This window comes from Mesorhizobium sp. WSM4842, from assembly GCF_055901575.1.
Genome location: NZ_CM148372.1, coordinates 4,881,385 through 4,902,275, shown reverse-complemented (window position 1 = coordinate 4,902,275; position 20,891 = coordinate 4,881,385). Strand labels below are relative to the sequence as shown.

The window sequence follows — 20,891 nt, the reverse complement described above, 5'->3', positions numbered from 1 at the left end:
TCATCCGACCGAGCTCCGCTCGGCCACCTTCTCCCACAAGGGGAGAAGGAAGAGCGCCAGACCTTCTCCCCTTGTGGGAGAAGGTGGATTGGCGCGAAAGCGCCAAGACGGATGAGGGGTGTTGGAACGAACGCGGCGTAGAGCGGCAAGGACTTCGAAATGGACCAGAAAGTCGAAAACATTCCCTACGACGTCGAGGCGATACGCCGCGACTTTCCGATCCTGTCGCGGGAAGTCTACGGCAAACCGCTGGTCTATCTCGACAATGGCGCCTCGGCGCAGAAGCCGCAGGCCGTGCTCGACGCCATCCAGCACACCTATTCCCAGGAATACGCCAACGTCCATCGTGGCCTGCATTTCCTGTCCAATGCGGCGACCGACGCCTTTGAGAACGCGCGCAAGATTGTGCAAAGATTTCTGAACGCGCCTGATACCGACAACATCGTCTTCACCTCGAACACGACCGCGGCGATCAACACCGTCGCCTATGGCTTCGGCATGCCCAATATCGGCGAGGGCGATGAAATCGTGCTGTCGATCATGGAGCACCATTCCAACATTGTGCCGTGGCATTTCATCCGCGAGCGGCAGGGCGCGAAACTGGTCTGGGTGCCGGTCGACGATCTCGGCATCTTCCACATCGAGGAGTTCGAGAAGCGGCTGACCGACCGCACCAAGCTCGTCGCCATCACGCACATGTCGAACGCGCTGGGCACGGTGACGCCGATCAAGGAGATCGTCCGCATCGCGCATGCGCGCGGCATTCCGGTGCTGGTCGACGGCAGCCAGAGCGCCGTGCATATGCCGATCGACGTGCAGGACCTCGACTGCGATTTCTTCGTCTTCACCGGCCACAAGGTCTATGGGCCCTCGGGCATCGGCGTGCTCTACGGCAAGAAGGACATGCTGGAGCGCATGCGACCGTTCATGGGCGGCGGCGAGATGATCGAGGAGGTGACGCAAGACTTCGTCACCTACAACGATCCGCCGCACCGCTTTGAGGCCGGAACGCCGCCGATCGTCCAGGCGATAGGGCTGGGTGCGGCGCTGGAATACATGGAAAAGATCGGCCGCGAGCGCATTGCCGCGCACGAAGCCGATCTGAAGGATTATGCGCATCAGCGGCTGCGTGCCATCAATTCGCTGCGCATCTTCGGCGACGCGCCTGATAAGGGCGCCATCATCTCCTTCGAATTGCAGGGCATTCATGCCCATGACGTGTCGATGGTCATCGACAGGCAGGGCGTTGCTGTCCGCGCCGGCACGCATTGCGCCCAGCCGCTGTTGAAACGTTTCGGCGTAACCTCCACATGCAGGGCATCGTTCGGCATGTATAATACCAGGGCCGAAGTCGACGCTTTGGCCGATGCGCTCGAAAAAGCGCGCAAGTTCTTCGGATGACGATCATGGATGATGCAGGCCGCACCGCTGAGACCACTTCGGAGACGACTGCCAACGGTCTGGTTTCCGCCTCGGCCATACCCGCCGACGAACTGGCGCGGCTGACCGACGACATCGTCTCGGCGCTGAAGACGGTCTACGACCCGGAAATCCCGGCCGACATTTACGAGCTTGGCCTGATCTACAAGATCGACATCGAGGACGACCGCTCGGTCAAGATCGACATGACGCTAACCGCGCCCGGCTGCCCGGTGGCCGGCGAAATGCCCGGCTGGGTGGAAAACGCCGTCGGCGCTGTCGAAGGCGTGTCCGGCGTCGAGGTCAACATGACCTTCGATCCGCCCTGGTCGCCCGACCGCATGTCGGAAGAGGCGCAGGTCGCGGTGGGCTGGTATTGATCCTTAATCGATGGTGCTGCCATGGGCCTTGGAGTAGGCAGCAACAAGTTGGAAAAAGTCCTCAAACTTCACGCTGAACTCCGCTGTAGGAATGCATAGCCCATCAATTCCGAAGGAGCGATTGGCAGTGCGGCTCCAACGCGCCAACAGCGTGAGAGGTAACTCACGCCATACTGCTTCTGATATTTTGACCACGAGCATCTTAGTGCGTTGATGGTCCCGCACGGACAGCTTTTGGACGTCGGCCCAAGGTATGAACGCTGCCGAGATTCGGCTATCTCGCAACCCTTCCGGTGAAAGCGTCAGAATTGGCAATCCAGTTTTAAAATATTGCCAAATCACGATCAGGACCGTGCCTGAGAACAACGGTCCGCCTATCCATCCCATGAGCTGTACAAAACTGCCCGGAGTTACGCCTACGGATGATGGCCAACCACCCATTGCAAAACCCAAGGCCGAGAAAGCTAGCGCCCCGATGACCAGTAAAAATAACCGAACGGGCGACGCCCGAAATTCTACCATCTGATTTGGGTCAACCGGCATTCTATCCTCGTCGTCAGCCGCAACCGACATCTAACTGCTAGCAACCTTCGATATACAACAGACGCCGCGCTGTTCAAATTGCGCGTCATACCGGGGTTGCGCCCGGCATGAAACTTCACCATTTTAGGGAAGACTCATTCCACGGGCCTTGAACCCGCGCGAAAGTGGAGAAAGAAAAGATGGGACGCTTCGCCGTCATCACGATGACCGAAAAGGCTGCCGACCGGGTTCGCGAGATCGTCGCAACCCGTGAGAATGCGCACGGCATTCGCCTTGGCATCAAGAAGGGCGGCTGCGCCGGTATGGAATATACGGTCGACCTGGTGACCGAGCCCAACACCAAGGACGATCATATCGAGCGCGACGGCGCCCATGTCTATGTCGCGCCTGAGGCAGCGCTTTTCCTGTTCGGCACCGAGATGGATTTCGAGCAGACAACGCTGCGCACCGGTTTCACTTTCCGCAACCCGAACCAGAGCTCGGCCTGCGGCTGCGGCGAATCGGTTGAGCTCAAGCCGGCCGATCTGAAGGCCCTGGCCGAGGCGCGCGGGTCGGCCTGATCTTCCCTTCTCCCCGTTTACGGGGAGAAGGTGGCCCGAAGGGTCGGATGAGGGGCAGAGCCGGCCTCTGTGATGCTTGCGCCGCCCCTCATCTGCCTGCCGGCATCTTCTCCCCGTAAACGGGGTGAAGGGACCTAATCCACCCACAATCCCGTCCGCTTGTGCCAATCTGCGATCGATTCCTCGGGATAGACATCGAAGACCTTGTCGCCCTTGCCGATCTCGGGCTCGACCCAGTTCGCCTTGTATTTCAGCATGAGGTGCACCTTTTCAGGTGGTTTTGGCAGGTCTGTGTCGATCGCCGAGGCGAAGGGGTGGACCAGCTCCGGCCAGTTCCGGTCATAGAGCCACAGTGCCGAACCACATTTTTTGCAGAAATTCCGCTCGCCTGACGAGATCTCGCATTGCGGATGCTCGTCGTCCTCGATCTCGGCCTGGTAGACGCCAAGACTGCGCTTGCCCTTGATTTTGAGCGTCTCGTAATCAGCGCCGAGATTGATGGCAAAGCCACCGCCGCCCTGCTGCTTGCGGCAGATCGAGCAGTAGCACAGCATGAACGGCACCGGCGTGTGGCTCTCCACCTCGAAGCGGACGGCATTGCACCGGCAGGACCCTTTGAGCAGAAGCGGCATGAAAAACTCCGACGAATTGGTTTTCAACTTGTCAGGATGGTGTCTCTTACGGCGATGACAAGCCTAAATCCGGGTGACATGATCGCGGCATGGACAATGAACGCATTGCCGAACTTTTCGAAGGCCTCGGCCCGGTCAGCATTCGCAAGATGTTCGGTGGCAAGGGCATCTATTTTGACGGCGTTATCGTCGCCATCGTGGTGCGTGGCGAATTGATGCTGAAGGCCGACGCGGAAAGCGCGCCCGAATTCGAGGCGGCCGGCTGTCGGCAATGGACCTATACGGGGTCCCGGCACGGCAAGCTGGTGTCGATGCCGTACTGGAGCGTTCCCGACAGCGCGTTCGACGATCCGGATGAGATGGCGGTCTGGGCACGCCGGGCCTATGAAGCGGGGCTGCGTGCCGGCAAATAGGCTGCCTCTCCACTGGTCATCAGCTCATGCCAATTTTCTGCGGCTCGGGCACAAGGGCCAGCGCGTCGGCAAAGTCTGCCGCCGTTAAGACCGGCACAAGCCCGGCACTTTCGATCGCGAGCATTGCCGCGGCAACGCCGTCGCGCAGCGCCGCGCGCAGCGTCAGGCCGCGCAGCAGGGCGGCGACCATTGCGCCCGCCAGCGCATCGGCGGCGCCGTCCGCGACTTTTTTCGGCGGCAGGATGGAGAAGGCGCCGGCTTCGTCGAAACCCAGCACCGGACCGTCATCCGCCGTCACCACGCCGCCTTTGAGGCCGGCGCGCCTCAGGCGGTCGATGATATCACGCTCCGCCGTGTCGATACCGACATCGGCGAGTGCGATGGCCTCGCGCCGGTCCATGAAGACCATCGCCAGGCTGCCAAGCACCGGCGCGAGCCGCACCGCCTTGTCTGGTGAGACGGCGAGGCCGAAGACCGGCTTGCCGGCGGCAAGCGCCACCAGCCGCTCCAGTGCCGTCGACGGCAGGTTGGCGTCGCACAGGACCGCATCGGCGGTGCTGATCGCCTCGCGCACCTTGGCACGGCGGATCTGCTTGGGAAGTGCCAGATCATAGAGCGCCATGTCGGCGAGGCCGATGATCAGCGCGCCGTCGCCGTCGATCAGCATTGTGTTGCTCGGCGTCGTGCGATCGAGGAACACCACGGAAAGATCGGCAATACCGGCCGCAGCGATGGCGCGCGAGACCGTATCGGCCAGAACATCGCCGCCGCGCACCGAAAGCAGCGAGCCGGAGACACCGCGGCGTACGGCGCTGCGCAGCGCATTGAAGACGGCGCCGCCGACAGCCTCGCGCATCGTGCCGGGATTCGACGCCGCCGGCACGAAAGTGCCCGAAACCTGGCCGCGCCGATCTATATAGGCGCCGCCTACGGCCAGGATTGTCGGCGACTTCATCATGCCGGCGAGATGACCTTTGCTGTTGCCGGGCGGAGACTAGGTCGTCCGGCGGAACCGGGCAACCGGAGGTGCGATTCGGGAGATGCCAGCACGATCCCACGGAGGAAGCGGGATACATCTTGGGGCGAAAACACGAAACAAAAAAAGAACAAATCCGGATATCCTTTGTTTTTCAATCGCTTGTCTCCCCTTGCCAGATGAGAACAAAAAAGGTACAAATTAATAAGGATTACGGATTGTCCGGCCTTCATTGACGACCAAGGGGTGATGTATCATGGCTCAGAATTCTTTGCGGCTTGTAGAGGACAAAGCAGTGGACAAATCAAAGGCTCTGGATGCGGCGCTGTCGCAAATCGAGCGTGCCTTCGGCAAGGGCTCGATCATGCGGCTCGGCGCAAACGAGCAGGTCGTCGAGATCGAAACGGTGCCGACCGGTTCGCTTGGCCTCGACATCGCGCTTGGCGTCGGCGGCCTGCCGCGCGGCCGCATCGTCGAGATCTACGGGCCGGAAAGCTCGGGCAAGACGACGCTGGCGCTGCACACGGTGGCCGAAGCCCAGAAGAAGGGCGGCATCTGTGCCTTCGTCGATGCTGAGCACGCGCTCGATCCGGTCTATGCCCGCAAGCTCGGTGTCGATCTCGAAAACCTGCTGATTTCGCAGCCCGACACCGGCGAGCAGGCGCTGGAGATCTGCGACACGCTGGTGCGTTCCGGCGCCATCGACGTGCTGGTGGTCGATTCGGTCGCGGCGCTGACGCCGCGCGCCGAAATCGAGGGCGAAATGGGCGATTCGCTGCCGGGCCTGCAGGCCCGCCTGATGAGCCAGGCGCTGCGCAAGCTGACCGCCTCGATCTCGCGCTCCAACACCATGGTCATCTTCATCAACCAGATCCGCATGAAGATCGGTGTCATGTTCGGTTCGCCTGAGACCACGACCGGCGGCAACGCGCTGAAATTCTACGCTTCGGTGCGCCTCGACATTCGCCGCATTGGCTCGGTCAAGGACCGCGACGAGGTCGTCGGCAACCAGACCCGCGTCAAGGTGGTCAAGAACAAGCTGGCACCGCCCTTCAAGGTGGTCGAATTCGACATCATGTACGGCGAGGGCGTGTCCAAGACCGGCGAGCTGGTCGACCTCGGCGTCAAGGCCGGCGTGGTCGAGAAGTCGGGCGCCTGGTTCTCCTACAATTCGCAGCGTCTCGGCCAGGGCCGTGAGAACGCAAAACTGTTCCTGCGCGACAATCCCGACACGGCGCGCGAGATCGAGCTGGCGCTGAGGCAGAATGCCGGACTGATCGCCGAGAAATTCCTCGAGAATGGTGGTTCCGAAGGCGGAGACGATGGTTTCGAGGACGAAGCGGGCGCGATGTAGGATGCAGGCTGTGCCGGCCAGAATACCCGTTTGAGTTCGCGTATTCCGAATTGAGTTGGTGTATCGATGTGTTCCATGCCGCCGGCCTTGGGCCGGCGGTTTGCGTTTTTGGCGGTGGCTCTGGCCATTCCGAACAGCCGGCCAAGGCTACGATTTGGAGCAATTCCGTGTTTCTGGACAGGGTGCGGTGCGACCGCTAAAAGGCCATGTCTGTTTTCCGCCGGCAATCGGCGGTTCTCTCGAAAAGGCAGTATTCATGAGTGGCGTCAACGAGATCAGGTCGGCATTTCTCGACTATTTCCGCAAAGAGGGTCACGAGGTCGTGGCGTCGAGCCCGCTGGTGCCGCGCAACGACCCGACGCTGATGTTCACCAACGCCGGCATGGTGCAGTTTAAGAACGTCTTCACCGGGTTTGAAACACGTCCCTATTCGCGCGCCACGACTTCGCAGAAATGCGTGCGCGCCGGCGGCAAGCACAACGATCTCGACAATGTCGGCTACACTGCCCGTCACCACACTTTCTTCGAGATGCTCGGCAATTTCTCCTTCGGCGATTATTTCAAGGAGCGCGCCATTGAGCTCGCCTGGAACCTGATCACCCGCGAGTTCGGCATCGCCAAGGACAGGCTTCTGGTGACCGTCTACCATACCGACGACGCGGCCGCGGGCTTCTGGAAGAAGATCGCCGGGCTGCCGGAGGACAGGATCATCCGCATCGCCACCAGCGATAATTTCTGGGCGATGGGCGATACCGGTCCCTGCGGTCCGTGCTCGGAAATCTTCTACGACCATGGCGCCGACATTCCGGGCGGCCCGCCCGGCAGCCCGGATGAGGACGGCGACCGTTTCATCGAGATCTGGAACCTCGTCTTCATGCAGTTCGAGCAGGTGACGAAGGCGGAGCGGATCGAACTGCCGCGCCCGTCGATCGATACCGGCATGGGTTTGGAGCGCATCGCCGCCGTCCTGCAGGGCGAGCACGACAATTACGACATCGACCTGTTCAAGGCGCTGATCCGAGCCTCGGAAGAGGCGACCGGCGTCAAGGCGGAAGGCAAGAACCGGGCGAGCCACCGCGTCATTGCCGATCATCTGCGCGCCTCGAGCTTCCTCATCGCCGACGGGGTGCTGCCGTCGAACGAGGGCCGCGGCTACGTACTGCGTCGCATCATGCGCCGCGCCATGCGTCATGCGCAGCTTTTGGGCGCCGGTGATCCGTTGATGTGGCGGCTGGTGCCGGCGCTGGTGCGGGAGATGGGCCAGGCCTATCCCGAACTGGTGCGCGGCCAGCCGCTGATCACTGAGACGCTGAAGCTCGAGGAAACGCGCTTCCGCAAGACGCTGGCGCGCGGCCTCGGCCTGCTTGCCGATGCAACCGAGACGCTGGGCAGAGGCGACCGGCTCGACGGCGAGACGGCGTTCAAGCTCTACGACACCTACGGCTTCCCGCTCGATCTCACCCAGGACGCCTTGCGCCCGCGCGGCGTTTCGGTCGATCTCGACGGCTTCAATGCTGCGATGGAGCGGCAGAAGGCAGAGGCGCGCAAGAGCTGGGCCGGCTCCGGCGACGCGGCCACCGAGACCGTCTGGTTCGCGGTGCGCGAGAAGGCGGGCGCGACCGAGTTCCTGGGCTACGACACCGAGCAAGCGGAAGGCATTGTTCAGGCGCTGGTCAGGGATGGCGTCGCGGTGGAGAGCGCGGTTGCCGGCGAAACCGTCGGCGTCGTCGTCAACCAGACGCCGTTCTATGGTGAGTCCGGCGGTCAGATGGGCGACACCGGCGTGATTTCGGGCGAAGGCTTTGCCATCGAGGTCACCGACACGCAGAAGAAGGGTGACGGCCTGTTCGTGCATTTCGGCAAGGTCACCAAGGGCACCGTCAGGACGGGTGAAGCGGTCGAGCTAAAGGTCGACCATGTCAGGCGCACGCGGCTGCGCTCCAACCATTCGGCGACCCACCTTGTCCACGAGGCGCTGCGCGAGGTTCTCGGCACCCATGTCGCGCAGAAGGGTTCGCTGGTTGCGCCGGAACGGCTGCGCTTCGACTTTTCCCACCCGAAGCCGATCTCGGCCGAGGAATTGGAACGCGTCGAGGCGATGGCCAACGAGATCGTCGTGCAGAACAGCTCGGTGACGACGCGGCTGATGAGCGTCGACGACGCCATCGCCGAGGGCGCCATGGCGCTGTTCGGCGAGAAATATGGCGACGAGGTCCGCGTCGTCTCGATGGGCACCGGGGTCACCGGCGACAAGGCAGGCAAGCCCTATTCGGTCGAACTGTGCGGCGGCACCCATGTCGGCGCCACCGGCGATATTGGCCTGGTCCGGCTGGTGTCGGAGGGCGCCGTCGCCGCCGGCGTGCGCCGCATCGAGGCGCTGACCGGAGAGGCGGCCAGAAAGCATCTCGACGAGCAGGACAAGCGGCTGAAAGCGGTCGCCGCCACGCTCAAGATTTCGCCGGCCGACGTGCCGGCTCGCGTCGAGGCGCTGCTCGACGAGCGCAAGAAGCTTGAAAAGGAGCTGACCGAGGCGCGCAAGAAGCTGGCGCTGGGCGACCGCTCGCCAGCCGGTGCGCCGGCCGAAAATGAGACCATTGCCGGTGTCGGTTTTCTCGGCAAGGCGGTATCGGGCGTCTCGCCAAAGGACTTGAAGCCGTTGGCCGATGCCGGCAAGAAGTCGCTCGGCTCCGGCGTCGTCGTCTTCGTTGGCGCCGGCGAGGACAACAAGGCGAGCGTCGTGGTCGGCGTCACCGACGACCTGACTGGTCGCTTCAGCGCCGTCGATCTGGTCCGCGTAGCGTCCGCGGCATTGGGCGGGCAGGGCGGCGGCGGTCGGCCTGACATGGCCCAGGCCGGTGGCCCGGATGCCTCGAAAGCCGAAAATGCGATCGCTGCGGTGAAGGCGGCACTGGAGGCCGCATAGCGCCCGTCAGGCATGCTTTGCTGCCTTCAGGGCGCGCGTCATTCGGGTGGAATCCCCCCAGGTGGACAGCCAGATCAGGCAGTCGGTGGTGGCGGAGATCGCTGCGCGCAGGAGGTTCAGCAACGGTCCGGGCGATTTCAGCTGCTCTTCGGCGTGACGGAGATGGGCAAGCTCTTCTTCGCGGATGGACAGGATGATGCCGTGCAACTCGCGGTCGCGTCCGGCAAGAAAGAATAGCTGATCGTCGAGATGACGGTGCACCGCCGCTTCGACCGCTGCGGTGCAGGCCCAGATTCCTTGCGGGCCGAGCAGGGCAGTGAGGAAACCCAGCAGCCAACCGCCCCAGCTCCAGAATTGCATCACGCGGCACGGCCGCGAATGTCGCGACGGCATGGCTGCACGGAAAGCAGCGCAATGACTGCGCTCATGCCCAAGCATCTCTGACAAAGACGGCACGCAACGCGGCCAGAAACGCTTCGAGACAAGAATCTGCGCCGAATAGATTCTGATCGCGCCGAACTCGCCAGCGTGGTTGACCCTGACTATTCTGGCCACCGTCAGCGCGTCCTGGTGAGAGTGTTCAACCATGGAGCGCCCCGGGGTGCTAGGTCAGATTGTTGGCAACGCTCGCACGCCCTGCGATGCGCGTCCACCAATCCTGAATGTCGGCAAACTCCGCCAGCAGGTTTTGCCCCTCAATGACCTTGACGAAATAGCCGACGATTGGTGCTGCATGAAGGTCGGCCAGCGTCAGTTCCGCTCCCAACAGCCATGGCCCTTCGGCTTTCAGCGATGAGAGCGCCTGTAGTGTCGTTCTCGCCTGCCGAAGCCCGCTGCCGATCAAAGCCTCGTCGGGCGGCTCTTTCTCCAGCCGCTCGACGGCGACATCCCACACCATGGCCCGATAGGCATAGGCGTCGAGCATGCCGATGATCTGGTTCATGGTTGCGCGGGGCCGAGCATCAGCCGGTTGCAGCGCCGGCCCGTCGAAAGCCTCGTCGACATAGCGGGTGATCGCACTGGCCTCGTAGAGGCGAAAGCCGTCGTGCTCGAAGGCAGGAATCCGGCCGAACGGGTGATGGTCGAAATACCAGCCTGGAATGCCGTCCGCCGCAAAGATGTCGACCGGCACCAGATCGTAGTCGATGCCTTTTTCCTCGAGCACGAGGCGGACGATGCGCACGTAGACGCTGTAGTCCGCCCCGTAGACGACGGGTTTGCTCATGACGTTCGTCTGGTCAGGCCATCGCCTTCTGCAGATTTTCGTCGATCTTGTCGAGGAAGCCGGTGGTCGAAAGCCATGGCTGGTCGGGACCGATCAGCAGCGACAGATCCTTGGTCATGAAGCCGGCCTCGACGGTCTGAATGCAAACTTTTTCCAGCGTCTCGGCAAAGCGCTTCAGCTCGGCATTGTCGTCGAGCTTGGCGCGATGGGTGAGGCCCCGGGTCCAGGCGAAGATCGAGGCGATCGAATTGGTCGAGGTTTCCTCGCCCTTCTGATGCTGGCGATAGTGGCGGGTGACGGTGCCGTGCGCGGCCTCCGCCTCCACCGTCTTGCCGTCCGGCGTCATCAGCACCGAGGTCATCAGGCCGAGCGACCCAAAACCTTGCGCCACCGTGTCCGACTGCACGTCGCCATCATAATTCTTGCAGGCCCAGACATAGCCGCCCGACCATTTCAGGCTGGAGGCGACCATGTCGTCGATCAGCCGGTGCTCGTACCAGATCTTTTTCGCCTTGAATTCGGCTTCGAACTCAGCCTCGTAGACTTCCTGGAAAATGTCCTTGAAGCGGCCGTCATAGGCCTTGAGGATAGTGTTCTTGGTCGAGAGGTAGACCGGGTAATTGCGCAGCAGGCCGTAATTCAGCGAGGCGCGGGCGAATTCGCGGATTGACTCGTCGAGATTGTACATGGCCATGGCGACGCCGGCGGCCGGCGCATCGAACACGTCATGCTCGATCGCCGTGCCGTCCTCGCCGACGAACTTGATCGTCAGCTTGCCCTTGCCGGGAAAGCGGAAGTCGGTGGCCCGGTACTGGTCGCCGAAGGCATGACGGCCTACGATGATCGGCTTGGTCCAGCCGGGCACCAGCCGCGGCACGTTCTTCATGATGATCGGCTCGCGAAAGATGGTGCCGCCGAGGATGTTGCGGATGGTGCCGTTCGGCGACTTCCACATCTTCTTCAGCTTGAATTCCTCGACGCGCTGCTCGTCGGGCGTGATCGTCGCGCATTTCACGCCGACGCCATGTTTCTTGATGGCGTTGGCAGAATCGATGGTCACCTGATCGTTGGTGGCGTCGCGGTGCTCGACGCTGAGGTCGTAATATTCAAGCTTGAGGTCGAGATAGGGGTGGATCAGCTTGTCCTTGATGAATTGCCAGATGATGCGGGTCATCTCGTCGCCGTCGAGTTCGACGACCGGGTTCGCCACCTTGATCTTCGCCATGGAAAGAATGCCTCATTGTTGGGGATCGGGACGGCCTTGCCCGCATGGCTTTGGCCGGGGATGCGGCCCGTATATCAAAGCATTTTTGGCCGCGCAAACGGCGATCCGCGCTGGCGGGCTCGACTGTGGCATCGGGCGTTCCTTGCGAAAGCTTCATTTTCGCGGCCGGATGTGGCAGGGGACGCTGAAATGCCGCAAACAGCAGTTCATTGACATCATGCAAGCCAGCAACGACATCCCTCCTGCGACAGGCCCGGCGATCATCCTGGTCGAACCGCAGCTCGGCGAGAACATCGGCATGGTCGCGCGTGCCATGGCGAATTTCGGTCTGTCGGAGCTGCGCCTCGTCAATCCGCGCGACGGCTGGCCGAGCGACAAGGCGCGCGCCGCCGCGAGCCGCGCCGACCATGTCATCGATGCCGCTAGAGTATTCGACGATCTGGCCTCGGCGGTCGCCGACCTGAATTTCGTCTTCGCCACCACGGCGCGCGCGCGCGATAATTTCAAGCCAGTGCGCGGACCGGTCGAGGCGGGCAGGGCGCTGAGAGCGCGCCAGCGATCCGGACAGCGCACCGGCATCCTGTTCGGCCGCGAGCGGTTCGGGCTCTACAATGACGAGGTCGGCCTGGCCGACGAGATCGTCACCTTCCCGGTCGATCCCGCCTTCTCTTCGCTCAACATCGCCCAGGCGGCCCTGCTGATGTCTTATGAATGGATGAAGTCGGGCTTGGAAGATGAGACGAAAACCAATTTTTCCAGCCCCGACATGATGCCGGCGACCAAGGAACAATTGCACGGCCTGTTCGCGTACCTGGAAGGCGCGCTCGAAGCGCGCGGCTATTTCCGCCCGGCGCCGAAGAAGCCGAAGATGGTCGACAATCTGCGGGCGGTGCTGACGCGCGCCGGCTTCGCCGAGCCGGAGCTCAAGGTGCTGCGCGGCATAATATCATCGCTGGACAGGTTCTCGCCGGCCATGCCGCGCGGCGACGGATCGCCGGGCGATGATCCAAGACGGCTTCCGGCAGCGGCGGCACGCGCCCGCAAGGTGACAGACAAAGAATAGAACCGATCGTGAGAACGGCTGCTTCACCAGTAACTGAATTTTATTCGATATGATCCATCGTCCGGCGAAGGGTGGATCCTCGGATGTTTAACTCAAATATCGGTCGTCTTCGCTTTTTCTTCTATTCCGCGGCCCTGCTGGTTGCGGAAATTGTGACATTTGTGCTTTGCGTCGTATCGATCATCGGCATCGAGGGATTGGCCAATTCGAAACCTGGTCCTTCCAGGGAAGGGCTGGCCGCGGCCGTTCTCGTCGCTTCGCTGGTGATCGTGCTGTTCCGCGCGAATTTCGCCCGGCGTCGAAGCCGCGACGCGCAAGGACCCAAATGGATCCTTTGGTCGTACATTGTGTTCTCGACCCTGTTTGCGATTCTGCAGGCCGGCACTGTTCTTGTCGTGAGATTCGACGGCGAAGATTCGCATTCCGGCCTTAACCTGCTGGGACTCGCTCTCGTCGGGCTCTGGGCGGTCATCTTGGCGGCCAAGCCGGCGGGGGGCAGCTTTGCGGATATGGCGTCTTCCCTAAGTTTCGATGATCTCGACCCTCCCAGGCCGTTGCGCGGCGGCCGGGCGCCCCATTCAGAGTCGGCCGCCGGCGTGACGGCCCAGGCTCCGGCCTACGCCATGCGCGCCGCACCGGCGCCGTCGAACCATCCTGCATCTCAACCTGCGTCTCTGCCAAACAGCCGGCCGCGGTCCGGCGGCTTCGGCAAGCGGGGCCTTGTGTGATCATCTCGCCGCATCAAGGCCATGATGGTTGCAGATAGAACCGTGCCAGGTAAACGCATCATTGGCCTAAGCCTAGGCCAGCCTTCTCTCCCCAGCTCCCTTTCCTGAATGACAATGACCGATCTCTCAAACGCCCGCCCGATCCTGATGTTCGATTCCGGCATCGGCGGCCTGACGGTGCTGCGCGAAGCGCGCGTGCTGATGCCCGACCGCCGATTCGTCTATGTCGCCGACGACGCGGCTTTCCCCTATGGCGCCTGGGAGGAGCCGGCACTGAGGGCGCATATACTGGAACTGTTCGGCAAGCTGCTCGACCGTTTTTCGCCGGCCATTTCGGTCGTCGCCTGCAATACCGCCTCGACGCTGGTCATCGATGCGTTGCGCGAAAGATTTCCCGGCCATCCTTTCGTCGGCACGGTGCCGGCGATCAAGCCGGCGGCGGAACGCACGCGCTCCGGGCTGGTTTCGGTGCTGGCGACGCCCGGCACCGTCAAGCGCCAGTATACGCGCGACCTGATCGGCAAATGGGCGCAGAAATGCCATGTCCGGCTCGTTGGCAGCGACAATCTGGCGGGACTGGCCGAGGTCTATATGCGCGAAGGCTTTGTCGATGAAGAGGCTGTGCGTGCCGAGATCGCGCCGTGCTTCGTCGAACATGATGTGCTGCGGACCGACATCGTCGTGCTTGCCTGCACCCACTACCCCTTTCTGGCCAACCGCATGCGCAAGACAGCACCTTGGCCGGTCGATTGGCTCGATCCCGCCGAGGCGATCGCACGGCGGGCGCTCTCGCTGCTCGCGGACACCGAGGCCAGGAATGGCGGCGAGGCGTTGCCGGAAGGTGCCGACCTTGCTGTTTTCACCTCGAAGAGAGTTGATTTCCCGACTCGCCGCCTGATGCAGGGGTTTGGGCTGGCGATTTCCTGATATCTGGGAACATCACCCGGACCGGTGCGTTTTCCCTCATTGCAAGACGGGAGAAACGATCATGCCAGCCACATCAAAGGCCCAGCAGAAAGCCGCCGGCGCGGCATTGTCCGCCAAGCGTGGCGAAACCAAAAAGAGCGAACTCAAAGGCCCTTCGAAGGGAATGTACAAATCCATGAGCGAAAAGCAGCTCGAGGAATTCGCCGAGACCAAGCGTAAGGACCTGCCCGAGAAGAAATCGAAACACTAGCCCGCCGCGTGTCCGACTGGACGCACCCCCCAATGGGCGGTCGTTTCCGGGTCCACGTTTGACCAACCAGCGGTCAAACACAAAGCCGGTGCTACCAGGCCCGGTGGCCGCGCCGTACCTTGTAGCGGATGACCTTGCGATGACCACGATGCGGCATAACTTGTGATGTTTGTGTCCGCGCCAATGCCTGGCCTGCGCCGGCTCCGGCGCAAATGCCATCGAGCACTGCATTCAACGTCGAGGACCGCCTGCCATCACCAACGCCAGCCGCTGCAAGCTTGACACCAGTTAAATCTCCGTCTAATCAGCCCACCAACACCGGGCCTCAGCGTCCGGTGGCTTCTTTTTATGTGCGCAAGGCGTTTGGAAAGCCGCTCTATTCTTTCCGGAGTCTTGTCTAGAATGACGTGTCCCGTGGGTCTTCCGCCGCGTTGCGTGGGAAAACCCTGTCAGGTCTCGAAAACGGGGGCCAGAGGAGGGCGCGTTTCCTTCACCCGGACCATGAGGTTCCGGGTCTGTTGTTTTGAAAGGGAATGCGATGAGCAAGCGCGAATCCGCGAAATACAAGATCGACCGCCGTCTCGGCGAAAACATCTGGGGCCGCCCGAAATCCCCGGTCAACAAGCGCGAATACGGTCCCGGCCAGCACGGCCAGCGCCGCAAGGGCAAGCTTTCCGATTTCGGCCTGCAGCTGCGTGCCAAGCAGAAGCTGAAGGGTCACTACGGCGACGTTTCGGAAAAGCAGTTCCGCAAGGTCTATGAAGAGGCGGACCGCCGCAAGGGCGACACCTCGGAGAACCTGATCGGCCTGCTCGAATCGCGTCTCGACGCGGTCGTCTACCGCGCCAAGTTCGTGCCGACCATTTTTGCCGCTCGCCAGTTCGTCAATCACGGCCACATCAATGTCAACGGCAAGCGCGTCAACATCGGCTCATACCGCTGCAAGCCGGGCGACGTCATCGAAGTGCGCGAAAAGTCGAAGCAGCTGGTGATCGTCCTGGAATCGGTAGGCTTGGCCGAGCGCGACGTGCCTGATTACATCGAGGTCGATCATAACAAGATGACCGCGACCTTCGGGCGCATCCCCGGCCTGTCAGATGTTCCCTTCGCCGTGCAGATGGAACCGAACCTGGTCGTGGAATTCTATTCGCGCTGATCGATTTTCTTCATCTGCGACATCATCGAAGGCCGCCCTCGAGGCGGCCTTTTCTTTGGAGTTCTGAAAATCGATTTCGATTTTCGGGCCGATGCGCTACTCCGGGCAGCAACAAGGACTTTTGGGGCCGCCGCGCCATGAACATGCTGCCAGAAACAATCGAACCGATCGCTGATGCCGCAGGCGGCTTTCATCCGCTGTTTGCCGATGTGCCGTCCTCCGTCGAATTCAACAAGCTGCGCAAGCGGCTGCTGCGTCACGCCCGTCAGGCGATCGACGATTTTTCGATGGTCAGGCCCGGCGATCGCTGGCTGGTCGCCTTGTCTGGCGGCAAGGATTCCTACGGCCTGCTCGCTGTGCTGCTCGACCTCAAATGGCGCGGGCTGCTGCCGGTCGACCTGTTGGCCTGCAATCTCGACCAGGGCCAGCCGAACTTTCCGAAACACATTCTGCCCGATTATCTCAACGCATACGCCATTGCGCACCGCATCGAATATCAGGACACCTATTCGGTGGTGACCGACAAGCTTCCCCAGGGCAGCACCTACTGTTCGCTGTGCTCGCGGCTCAGGCGCGGCCATCTCTACCGCATCGCACGGGAGGAGGGCTGCTCGGCTTTGGTGCTCGGCCACCACCGCGAAGACATTCTCGAAACCTTTTTCATGAACCTGTTCCATGGCGGGCGCCTCGCCGCCATGCCGCCAAAACTGCTCAACGACGACGGCGACGTCATGGTGCTACGGCCGCTCGCCTATTGCGCCGAGGCCGATCTCGAAAAATTCGCCGGCGCCATGAAGTTCCCGATCATCCCGTGCGATCTGTGCGGCAGCCAGGACGGCCTGCAGCGCAATGCGATGAAGGCGATGCTCGACGACTTGGAAAAGCGCATGCCCGGCCGCAAGGACACGATGATCCACGCCATGACCAACGTGCGGCCCTCGCATCTGCTCGATCGCAAACTCTTCGATTTCGCCGCACTCAATGAAACCCTGACACGGCAAGACATCCCCAATGACATTTGACGATACCGCGATCGACTGGCTCGCCAAGCTTCTATCCGACGCCGCCATTGCCGAGATCATGCCGCGCTTTCGCCGGCTGGATGAGGGCGACATCCGCCAGAAGACCTCGGCAGCCGATCTGGTGACGGAGGCCGATGTGAGTGCCGAGCGGCTCATCACCGTCAGGCTGCGTGAGCGCTACCCCCAGGCGATGATCGTCGGCGAGGAAGCCTGCTCCGACGACCCGGCGCTCCTCCAGGGCCTCGGCGAAGCCGATCTCGCCTTCGTCATCGATCCCGTCGACGGCACTTTCAATTTCGCCTCAGGCGTGCCGCTGTTCGGCGTCATGCTGGGCGTCGTGGTGAAGGGCGAGACCGTCGCCGGCATCATTCACGATCCCATCGGCAAGGACTGGCTGATCGGCGCCAGGGGTGCTGGCAGCCACATACGGCATGCGCATGGCACTTTGGAGAAGGTGCATGTCGCCGAGCCTGCGCCGATCTCGCAAATGACCGGCGCGGTTTCCTGGCAATATATGCCCGAGCCGGAACGGTCACGGCTGGCGCGCAACCAGACGAAGTCCTTGTCGCAATTCGGCTATCGCTGCGCGGCACACGAATACCGCCTGCTGGCGAGCGGCCACGCCCACTTTGTCGTCTACAACAAGCTGATGCCGTGGGATCATCTGGCTGGTGTGCTGATCCATGCCGAGGCAGGTGGTTACGCGGCGCGTTTCGACGGCAGCACCTATCGGCCTTCGCATGTCGGCGGTGGCCTTCTTGTCGCACCGGACGAAGCAAGCTGGCGCGAACTGCGCCGGGAACTCTGGGCGGAATAGGCCGTGCGGGATAGATCCGGTCCCAAGCGCAAGCCGATCATGTTCACCATCGACGCGGCCTACACGCAGAAGAGCCTTGAAACGTCGTGCTAGGCGGCCTTCAATTCGATGCGCAAGGTGAAGAAGCTCGCCGGCGCCGAGCTGATGTATTCGCACGACATGGATAACTTCAAACCTATCGGACCGGCACGCAATTCTACGGCTGACCGCCGCCAGTGCGGAGACAAAGACCATGCGCTATTTCGAACACGCCGAACCGGTCATCACGCTCACCGCCGGGCCGGTGAACGGCTATGCCGACGTGCTACGCGGCCTCGGCCGCACCGTGCTCTACGACTATGACCCGGCGTTCCAGCTCTTTTACGAGGCGGTGGTCGACAAGGCGCAGAAGGCAATGCGGCTGTCGAACAAGCCGGTCATTCTCCATGGCGAGCCGGTCCTTGGCCTGGAGGCCGCCGCAGCCTCGCTTATCACGCCCGACGACGTCGTGCTCAACCTTGTCTCGGGAGTCTATGGCAAGGGATTTGGCTATTGGGCGAAGCGCTATTCGCCGCATCTGCTCGAAATCGAGGTGCCCTATAATGAGGCGATCGACCCGCAGGCGGTTGCGGCAATGCTGGAAGCGCATCCGGAAATCACCATCGTTTCCGTCTGCCACCACGACACGCCGTCGGGCACCATCAACCCGATCGACGCCATCGGCGCGCTGGTTTCGGCGCATGGCGCCTATCTGATCGTCGACGCCGTTTCGTCCTTCGGCGGCATGAAAACGCATCCTGAGGACTGCAAGGCCGACATCTATGTCACCGGCCCGAACAAATGCCTCGGCGCACCTCCCGGCCTGACGATGATGGGCGTCAGCGAGCGCGCCTGGGCCAAGATGAAGGCAAATCCACTGGCGCCACGCGCGTCGATGCTCAGCATCGTCGACTGGGAGCATGCTTGGTCGAAGGACAAGCCGTTTCCATTCACGCCGTCCGTGGCGGAGATGAACGGGCTCGACGTCGCGCTCGACCTCTATCTCAACGAGGGCCCGGCGGCGGTGTGGGCGCGCCACGCGCTCACCGCCAAGGCCATGCGCGCCGGCGTCGCCGGCATGGGTCTGTCGATCTGGGCCGCCAGCGACAATATCGCATCGCCGATCACGACCGCCGTCCGGACGCCCGAAGGCATCGATGAGACGGCGGTTCGCCAGGCCGCGCGCGCCCGCTACGGCGTGATGTTTTCGTCGGGCCGCGGCGGAACATTGGGCAAGCTGACACGCATCGGCCATATGGGCCCGACCGCCCAGCCGATCTATGCGATCGCGGCGCTGACGGCACTTGGCGGCGCGATGAATACTTTGGGCCAGGAACTCACGGTCGGCAAGGGCATCGACGCGGCGCTCGCCGTTATCGACGCTGACGTCTGAAGGGATTCATGCGACGCGCTGATACTCGATGAAGGCTTTCGTCGAAAATTCGATTACATTTGTCCGCGCGAAACCGGAGACCCGAGATGAAATCTCGGTTCGCAATTGTCGCACTGGTCCTTGCCCTTGCCTTGGTTGCCGGTCCGAACGCGGCAAGATCGCAGGAACGCGCATGTCGCAGTCCCGATCCCGTCGACACCATAGATGAGATGTTCTCCGCGATCTTCGCCTGTTGGGAGCCGCCGCCCGGAACCGCGGGCATGACCCTGACGCTGCAGTTCTCAATTCGCCGAAACGGCACACTTATCGGCAAGCCTCGCGCCACCTTCTCCCGTTTAGGGAATGATGACACCCTCAACCGGGCCTTCGTGGCTTCCGTCCTCGATGCTCTCGATAAGGCCCTGCCACTGCCCGTTTCGGACAGCATGGGGGGAGCGATCGCAGGGCGTACGCTGTTCCCTCGCTTCACAGCAGCGAGTGGGGGTGCATCCTAAAGCGTGTCCGGCAATGTGCATTAAACCGGCGGGTTTTGCGGCTGGAAGAACCTGCCGCGCTCGGCGATCAGCACCATCACCAATGCGCCAAGCGACACGCTGCAGAATCCGGCGGCCAACGGTGTCACCGTGCCGTTGAAGGCTTGGCCGATCAGAGTGCCGAGCAGGCCACCGAGGAAGGTCTGCATGAAACCCAGAATGGACGATGCCGTGCCGGCCAACTGGCCGAGCGGCTCCATGGCGAGCGCGTTGAAATTCGCGCCGAGTGCGCCAAACGGGACCATCGCGCAGGCAAAGAAGGTGATGAAAAGCCAGAGCGGCATCTTCATTTGGATGGAAACGATCAGCCAGGCGAGGCTGATGGCCAGAAACAAGAGCAGCGCGCTCTGCGACAGGCGGCGCATGCCGATGCGGCCGACAAGGCGCGAATTCAGATAGTTCGAAAAGGCGAGCACGCCGGCGATCCCTGCAAAAATCACCGGGAACATCTCGCCGACGCCGAAGACGCCGACATAGATCTGCTGCGCCGAGTTGATGAAGCCGAACATTGCGCCGAAGGCAAAAGTGCTGGCGAAGGCATAGCAAAGTGCGATGCGATTGGTCAGCACGATGCGGAAGCCGCCGATGATGGATTCGGCCGTCAGCGGCCTGCGATATTCGGGACGCAGCGTCTCCGGCAAGCGCAGCAGCGCCCACGCCGACACGATCAGGGCGCCGGCCGCCATGGTGATGAAAATCACGTGCCAGGTCGCGAACAGCATGATGAACTGGCCGATGCCGGGAGCAACGACCGGAATTGCCATGAAGACCATGAAGATCAGCGACATGACTTCGGCCATGCGCCGGCCGTCAAACGTGTCGCGCACGATCGAGACGGCGATGACGCGTGTGGCTGCGGCGCCGATGCCTTGCACCACCCTGCACAGGATAATGGTGGTGAATGTCGGGGCGATTGCCGCCGCACTCGCTGCCGCGACATAGATCACCAGCCCGACAACGAGCGGAGCACGGCGTCCGAAGCGGTCCGAAATCGGTCCGAAGAAGAGCTGCCCGCCGCCAAAGCCCAGAATGTAGGCGGCAATCACATACTGGCGGTGGTTTTCATTTTCCACGCCCAGCGAGGCGCCGATCTGCTGCAGCGCGGGCAGCATGATGTCGATGGCCAGCGAGTTGAGCGCCATCAACGCCGCACACAGGGCGATGAATTCCCAGCGCGGAATAGGCAAGGCGCTTGCCCGTTGCGGCGCTTGTGCATGCTGATCCACGGCAAAGTCCGATCTTCCAACGAAAAAGCGCCGGCGCACCGGCGCATCCATTCGTCTTGTACCCCGATACCGGGGAGCTAATTAGTCTGCCGAGGTGAGGGCTGGCCC

22 protein-coding genes are annotated in these 20,891 nt (G+C 62.2%); 15 read left to right on the top strand and 7 right to left on the bottom strand.

What is annotated here, in order from left to right; translation table 11 throughout:
• Positions 1-159 precede the first annotated feature (159 nt).
• On the top strand, positions 160-1,401 hold the full coding sequence (locus tag AC0NIE_RS23885) for a cysteine desulfurase (protein WP_473487899.1): 1,242 nt from the start codon (positions 160-162) through the stop codon (positions 1,399-1,401).
• Positions 1,402-1,406: 5 nt separating this feature from the next.
• Positions 1,407-1,799 (top strand): SUF system Fe-S cluster assembly protein, encoded by a 393-nt coding sequence (locus AC0NIE_RS23880; RefSeq protein ID WP_095489690.1) that lies wholly within the window; start codon positions 1,407-1,409, stop codon positions 1,797-1,799.
• A 3-nt stretch (positions 1,800-1,802) separates the two neighbouring features.
• Here the strand turns inward: AC0NIE_RS23880 and AC0NIE_RS23875 are convergent, their stop codons facing one another.
• Positions 1,803-2,342 carry an STM3941 family protein gene (locus AC0NIE_RS23875; RefSeq protein ID WP_473487900.1) on the bottom strand — a complete coding sequence of 180 codons (540 nt, stop codon included), beginning with the start codon at positions 2,340-2,342 and terminating at the stop codon, positions 1,803-1,805.
• 179 nt (positions 2,343-2,521) lie between these two features.
• On the opposite strand from AC0NIE_RS23875, the gene sufA reads away from it, so the two are divergent.
• Positions 2,522-2,902 carry a Fe-S cluster assembly scaffold SufA gene (gene sufA / locus AC0NIE_RS23870; protein ID WP_352642961.1) on the top strand — a complete coding sequence of 127 codons (381 nt, stop codon included), beginning with the start codon at positions 2,522-2,524 and terminating at the stop codon, positions 2,900-2,902.
• A gap of 134 nt (positions 2,903-3,036) precedes the next feature.
• Here sufA and AC0NIE_RS23865 read toward each other — a convergent pair whose 3' ends face one another.
• Positions 3,037-3,534 (bottom strand): GFA family protein, encoded by a 498-nt coding sequence (locus AC0NIE_RS23865; RefSeq protein WP_473487901.1) that lies wholly within the window; start codon positions 3,532-3,534, stop codon positions 3,037-3,039.
• 89 nt (positions 3,535-3,623) lie between these two features.
• Here AC0NIE_RS23865 and AC0NIE_RS23860 point away from each other — a divergent pair, with 89 nt between their 5' ends.
• Positions 3,624-3,947: a TfoX/Sxy family protein gene (locus tag AC0NIE_RS23860; protein WP_077371584.1), complete on the top strand. Its 324-nt coding sequence runs from the start codon at positions 3,624-3,626 to the stop codon at positions 3,945-3,947.
• Between the two features lie 19 nt (positions 3,948-3,966).
• On the opposite strand, the gene AC0NIE_RS23855 is transcribed toward AC0NIE_RS23860, so the two are convergent.
• Positions 3,967-4,905 carry a carbohydrate kinase family protein gene (locus tag AC0NIE_RS23855; protein WP_473487902.1) on the bottom strand — a complete coding sequence of 313 codons (939 nt, stop codon included), beginning with the start codon at positions 4,903-4,905 and terminating at the stop codon, positions 3,967-3,969.
• Positions 4,906-5,179: 274 nt separating this feature from the next.
• On the opposite strand from AC0NIE_RS23855, the gene recA reads away from it, so the two are divergent.
• Both recA and alaS read left to right on the top strand, forming a co-directional pair.
• Entirely contained in the window at positions 5,180-6,277 is a 1,098-nt protein-coding gene (gene recA, locus AC0NIE_RS23850) for a recombinase RecA (protein ID WP_008875470.1), read from the top strand.
• Between the two features lie 256 nt (positions 6,278-6,533).
• A complete protein-coding gene (alaS, locus tag AC0NIE_RS23845; protein WP_473487903.1) occupies positions 6,534-9,200 on the top strand; it encodes an alanine--tRNA ligase in 2,667 nt (888 codons plus the stop codon).
• A 6-nt stretch (positions 9,201-9,206) separates the two neighbouring features.
• Here alaS and AC0NIE_RS23840 read toward each other — a convergent pair whose 3' ends face one another.
• Genes AC0NIE_RS23840 through AC0NIE_RS23830 form a run of 3 tightly spaced genes read right to left on the bottom strand, consistent with a single transcriptional unit; the run spans position 9,207 to position 11,650 of the window.
• Entirely contained in the window at positions 9,207-9,788 is a 582-nt protein-coding gene (locus AC0NIE_RS23840) for a demethoxyubiquinone hydroxylase family protein (RefSeq protein ID WP_473487904.1), read from the bottom strand.
• A 16-nt stretch (positions 9,789-9,804) separates the two neighbouring features.
• On the bottom strand, positions 9,805-10,425 hold the full coding sequence (locus AC0NIE_RS23835) for a glutathione S-transferase family protein (protein ID WP_473487905.1): 621 nt from the start codon (positions 10,423-10,425) through the stop codon (positions 9,805-9,807).
• A gap of 13 nt (positions 10,426-10,438) precedes the next feature.
• The gene (locus AC0NIE_RS23830) at positions 10,439-11,650 is read right to left on the bottom strand and encodes an NADP-dependent isocitrate dehydrogenase (RefSeq protein WP_473487906.1); all 1,212 of its coding nucleotides are present in this window, start codon (positions 11,648-11,650) and stop codon (positions 10,439-10,441) included.
• A gap of 217 nt (positions 11,651-11,867) precedes the next feature.
• Between AC0NIE_RS23830 and AC0NIE_RS23825 the strand changes: the two genes are divergently transcribed.
• From AC0NIE_RS23825 to AC0NIE_RS23785, 9 genes are all read left to right on the top strand, one after another.
• Positions 11,868-12,713, top strand: coding sequence for an RNA methyltransferase (locus AC0NIE_RS23825; protein WP_473487907.1), 846 nt, complete (start codon positions 11,868-11,870; stop codon positions 12,711-12,713).
• 83 nt (positions 12,714-12,796) lie between these two features.
• A complete protein-coding gene (locus AC0NIE_RS23820) occupies positions 12,797-13,441 on the top strand; it encodes a hypothetical protein (protein WP_473613697.1) in 645 nt (214 codons plus the stop codon).
• A 114-nt stretch (positions 13,442-13,555) separates the two neighbouring features.
• Complete coding sequence (gene murI, locus AC0NIE_RS23815; protein WP_473487909.1) at positions 13,556-14,368, top strand: glutamate racemase; 813 nt, start codon at positions 13,556-13,558, stop codon at positions 14,366-14,368.
• 61 nt (positions 14,369-14,429) lie between these two features.
• Positions 14,430-14,618, top strand: a complete 189-nt coding sequence (locus tag AC0NIE_RS23810) for a DUF3008 family protein (protein ID WP_473487910.1) — start codon at positions 14,430-14,432, stop codon at positions 14,616-14,618.
• 538 nt (positions 14,619-15,156) lie between these two features.
• Positions 15,157-15,774: a 30S ribosomal protein S4 gene (gene rpsD / locus AC0NIE_RS23805; RefSeq protein ID WP_029353615.1), complete on the top strand. Its 618-nt coding sequence runs from the start codon at positions 15,157-15,159 to the stop codon at positions 15,772-15,774.
• Between the two features lie 137 nt (positions 15,775-15,911).
• A complete protein-coding gene (gene ttcA, locus AC0NIE_RS23800; RefSeq protein WP_473487911.1) occupies positions 15,912-16,796 on the top strand; it encodes a tRNA 2-thiocytidine(32) synthetase TtcA in 885 nt (294 codons plus the stop codon).
• Positions 16,786-17,613: an inositol monophosphatase family protein gene (locus AC0NIE_RS23795; protein ID WP_077371560.1), complete on the top strand. Its 828-nt coding sequence runs from the start codon at positions 16,786-16,788 to the stop codon at positions 17,611-17,613. The genes ttcA and AC0NIE_RS23795 overlap by 11 nt, the downstream gene beginning before the upstream one ends.
• Positions 17,614-17,845: 232 nt before the next feature.
• Positions 17,846-19,024 carry a pyridoxamine--pyruvate transaminase gene (gene ppaT / locus AC0NIE_RS23790; protein ID WP_473487912.1) on the top strand — a complete coding sequence of 393 codons (1,179 nt, stop codon included), beginning with the start codon at positions 17,846-17,848 and terminating at the stop codon, positions 19,022-19,024.
• 86 nt (positions 19,025-19,110) lie between these two features.
• A complete protein-coding gene (locus tag AC0NIE_RS23785; RefSeq protein WP_123149989.1) occupies positions 19,111-19,518 on the top strand; it encodes an energy transducer TonB in 408 nt (135 codons plus the stop codon).
• 20 nt (positions 19,519-19,538) lie between these two features.
• On the opposite strand, the gene AC0NIE_RS23780 is transcribed toward AC0NIE_RS23785, so the two are convergent.
• Positions 19,539-20,783: a multidrug effflux MFS transporter gene (locus AC0NIE_RS23780; protein WP_473487913.1), complete on the bottom strand. Its 1,245-nt coding sequence runs from the start codon at positions 20,781-20,783 to the stop codon at positions 19,539-19,541.
• Positions 20,784-20,891 lie beyond the last annotated feature (108 nt).

Coding starts and splice junctions, on each gene's coding strand:
- AC0NIE_RS23885 (WP_473487899.1), top strand. CDS start 160: ATGGACCAGAAAGTCGAAAACATTCCCTACGACGTCGAGGCGATACGC.
- AC0NIE_RS23880 (WP_095489690.1), top strand. CDS start 1,407: ATGGATGATGCAGGCCGCACCGCTGAGACCACTTCGGAGACGACTGCC.
- AC0NIE_RS23875 (WP_473487900.1), bottom strand. CDS start 2,342: ATGCCGGTTGACCCAAATCAGATGGTAGAATTTCGGGCGTCGCCCGTT.
- sufA (WP_352642961.1), top strand. CDS start 2,522: ATGGGACGCTTCGCCGTCATCACGATGACCGAAAAGGCTGCCGACCGG.
- AC0NIE_RS23865 (WP_473487901.1), bottom strand. CDS start 3,534: ATGCCGCTTCTGCTCAAAGGGTCCTGCCGGTGCAATGCCGTCCGCTTC.
- AC0NIE_RS23860 (WP_077371584.1), top strand. CDS start 3,624: ATGGACAATGAACGCATTGCCGAACTTTTCGAAGGCCTCGGCCCGGTC.
- AC0NIE_RS23855 (WP_473487902.1), bottom strand. CDS start 4,905: ATGATGAAGTCGCCGACAATCCTGGCCGTAGGCGGCGCCTATATAGAT.
- recA (WP_008875470.1), top strand. CDS start 5,180: ATGGCTCAGAATTCTTTGCGGCTTGTAGAGGACAAAGCAGTGGACAAA.
- alaS (WP_473487903.1), top strand. CDS start 6,534: ATGAGTGGCGTCAACGAGATCAGGTCGGCATTTCTCGACTATTTCCGC.
- AC0NIE_RS23840 (WP_473487904.1), bottom strand. CDS start 9,788: ATGGTTGAACACTCTCACCAGGACGCGCTGACGGTGGCCAGAATAGTC.
- AC0NIE_RS23835 (WP_473487905.1), bottom strand. CDS start 10,425: ATGAGCAAACCCGTCGTCTACGGGGCGGACTACAGCGTCTACGTGCGC.
- AC0NIE_RS23830 (WP_473487906.1), bottom strand. CDS start 11,650: ATGGCGAAGATCAAGGTGGCGAACCCGGTCGTCGAACTCGACGGCGAC.
- AC0NIE_RS23825 (WP_473487907.1), top strand. CDS start 11,868: ATGCAAGCCAGCAACGACATCCCTCCTGCGACAGGCCCGGCGATCATC.
- AC0NIE_RS23820 (WP_473613697.1), top strand. CDS start 12,797: ATGTTTAACTCAAATATCGGTCGTCTTCGCTTTTTCTTCTATTCCGCG.
- murI (WP_473487909.1), top strand. CDS start 13,556: ATGACCGATCTCTCAAACGCCCGCCCGATCCTGATGTTCGATTCCGGC.
- AC0NIE_RS23810 (WP_473487910.1), top strand. CDS start 14,430: ATGCCAGCCACATCAAAGGCCCAGCAGAAAGCCGCCGGCGCGGCATTG.
- rpsD (WP_029353615.1), top strand. CDS start 15,157: ATGAGCAAGCGCGAATCCGCGAAATACAAGATCGACCGCCGTCTCGGC.
- ttcA (WP_473487911.1), top strand. CDS start 15,912: ATGAACATGCTGCCAGAAACAATCGAACCGATCGCTGATGCCGCAGGC.
- AC0NIE_RS23795 (WP_077371560.1), top strand. CDS start 16,786: ATGACATTTGACGATACCGCGATCGACTGGCTCGCCAAGCTTCTATCC.
- ppaT (WP_473487912.1), top strand. CDS start 17,846: ATGCGCTATTTCGAACACGCCGAACCGGTCATCACGCTCACCGCCGGG.
- AC0NIE_RS23785 (WP_123149989.1), top strand. CDS start 19,111: ATGAAATCTCGGTTCGCAATTGTCGCACTGGTCCTTGCCCTTGCCTTG.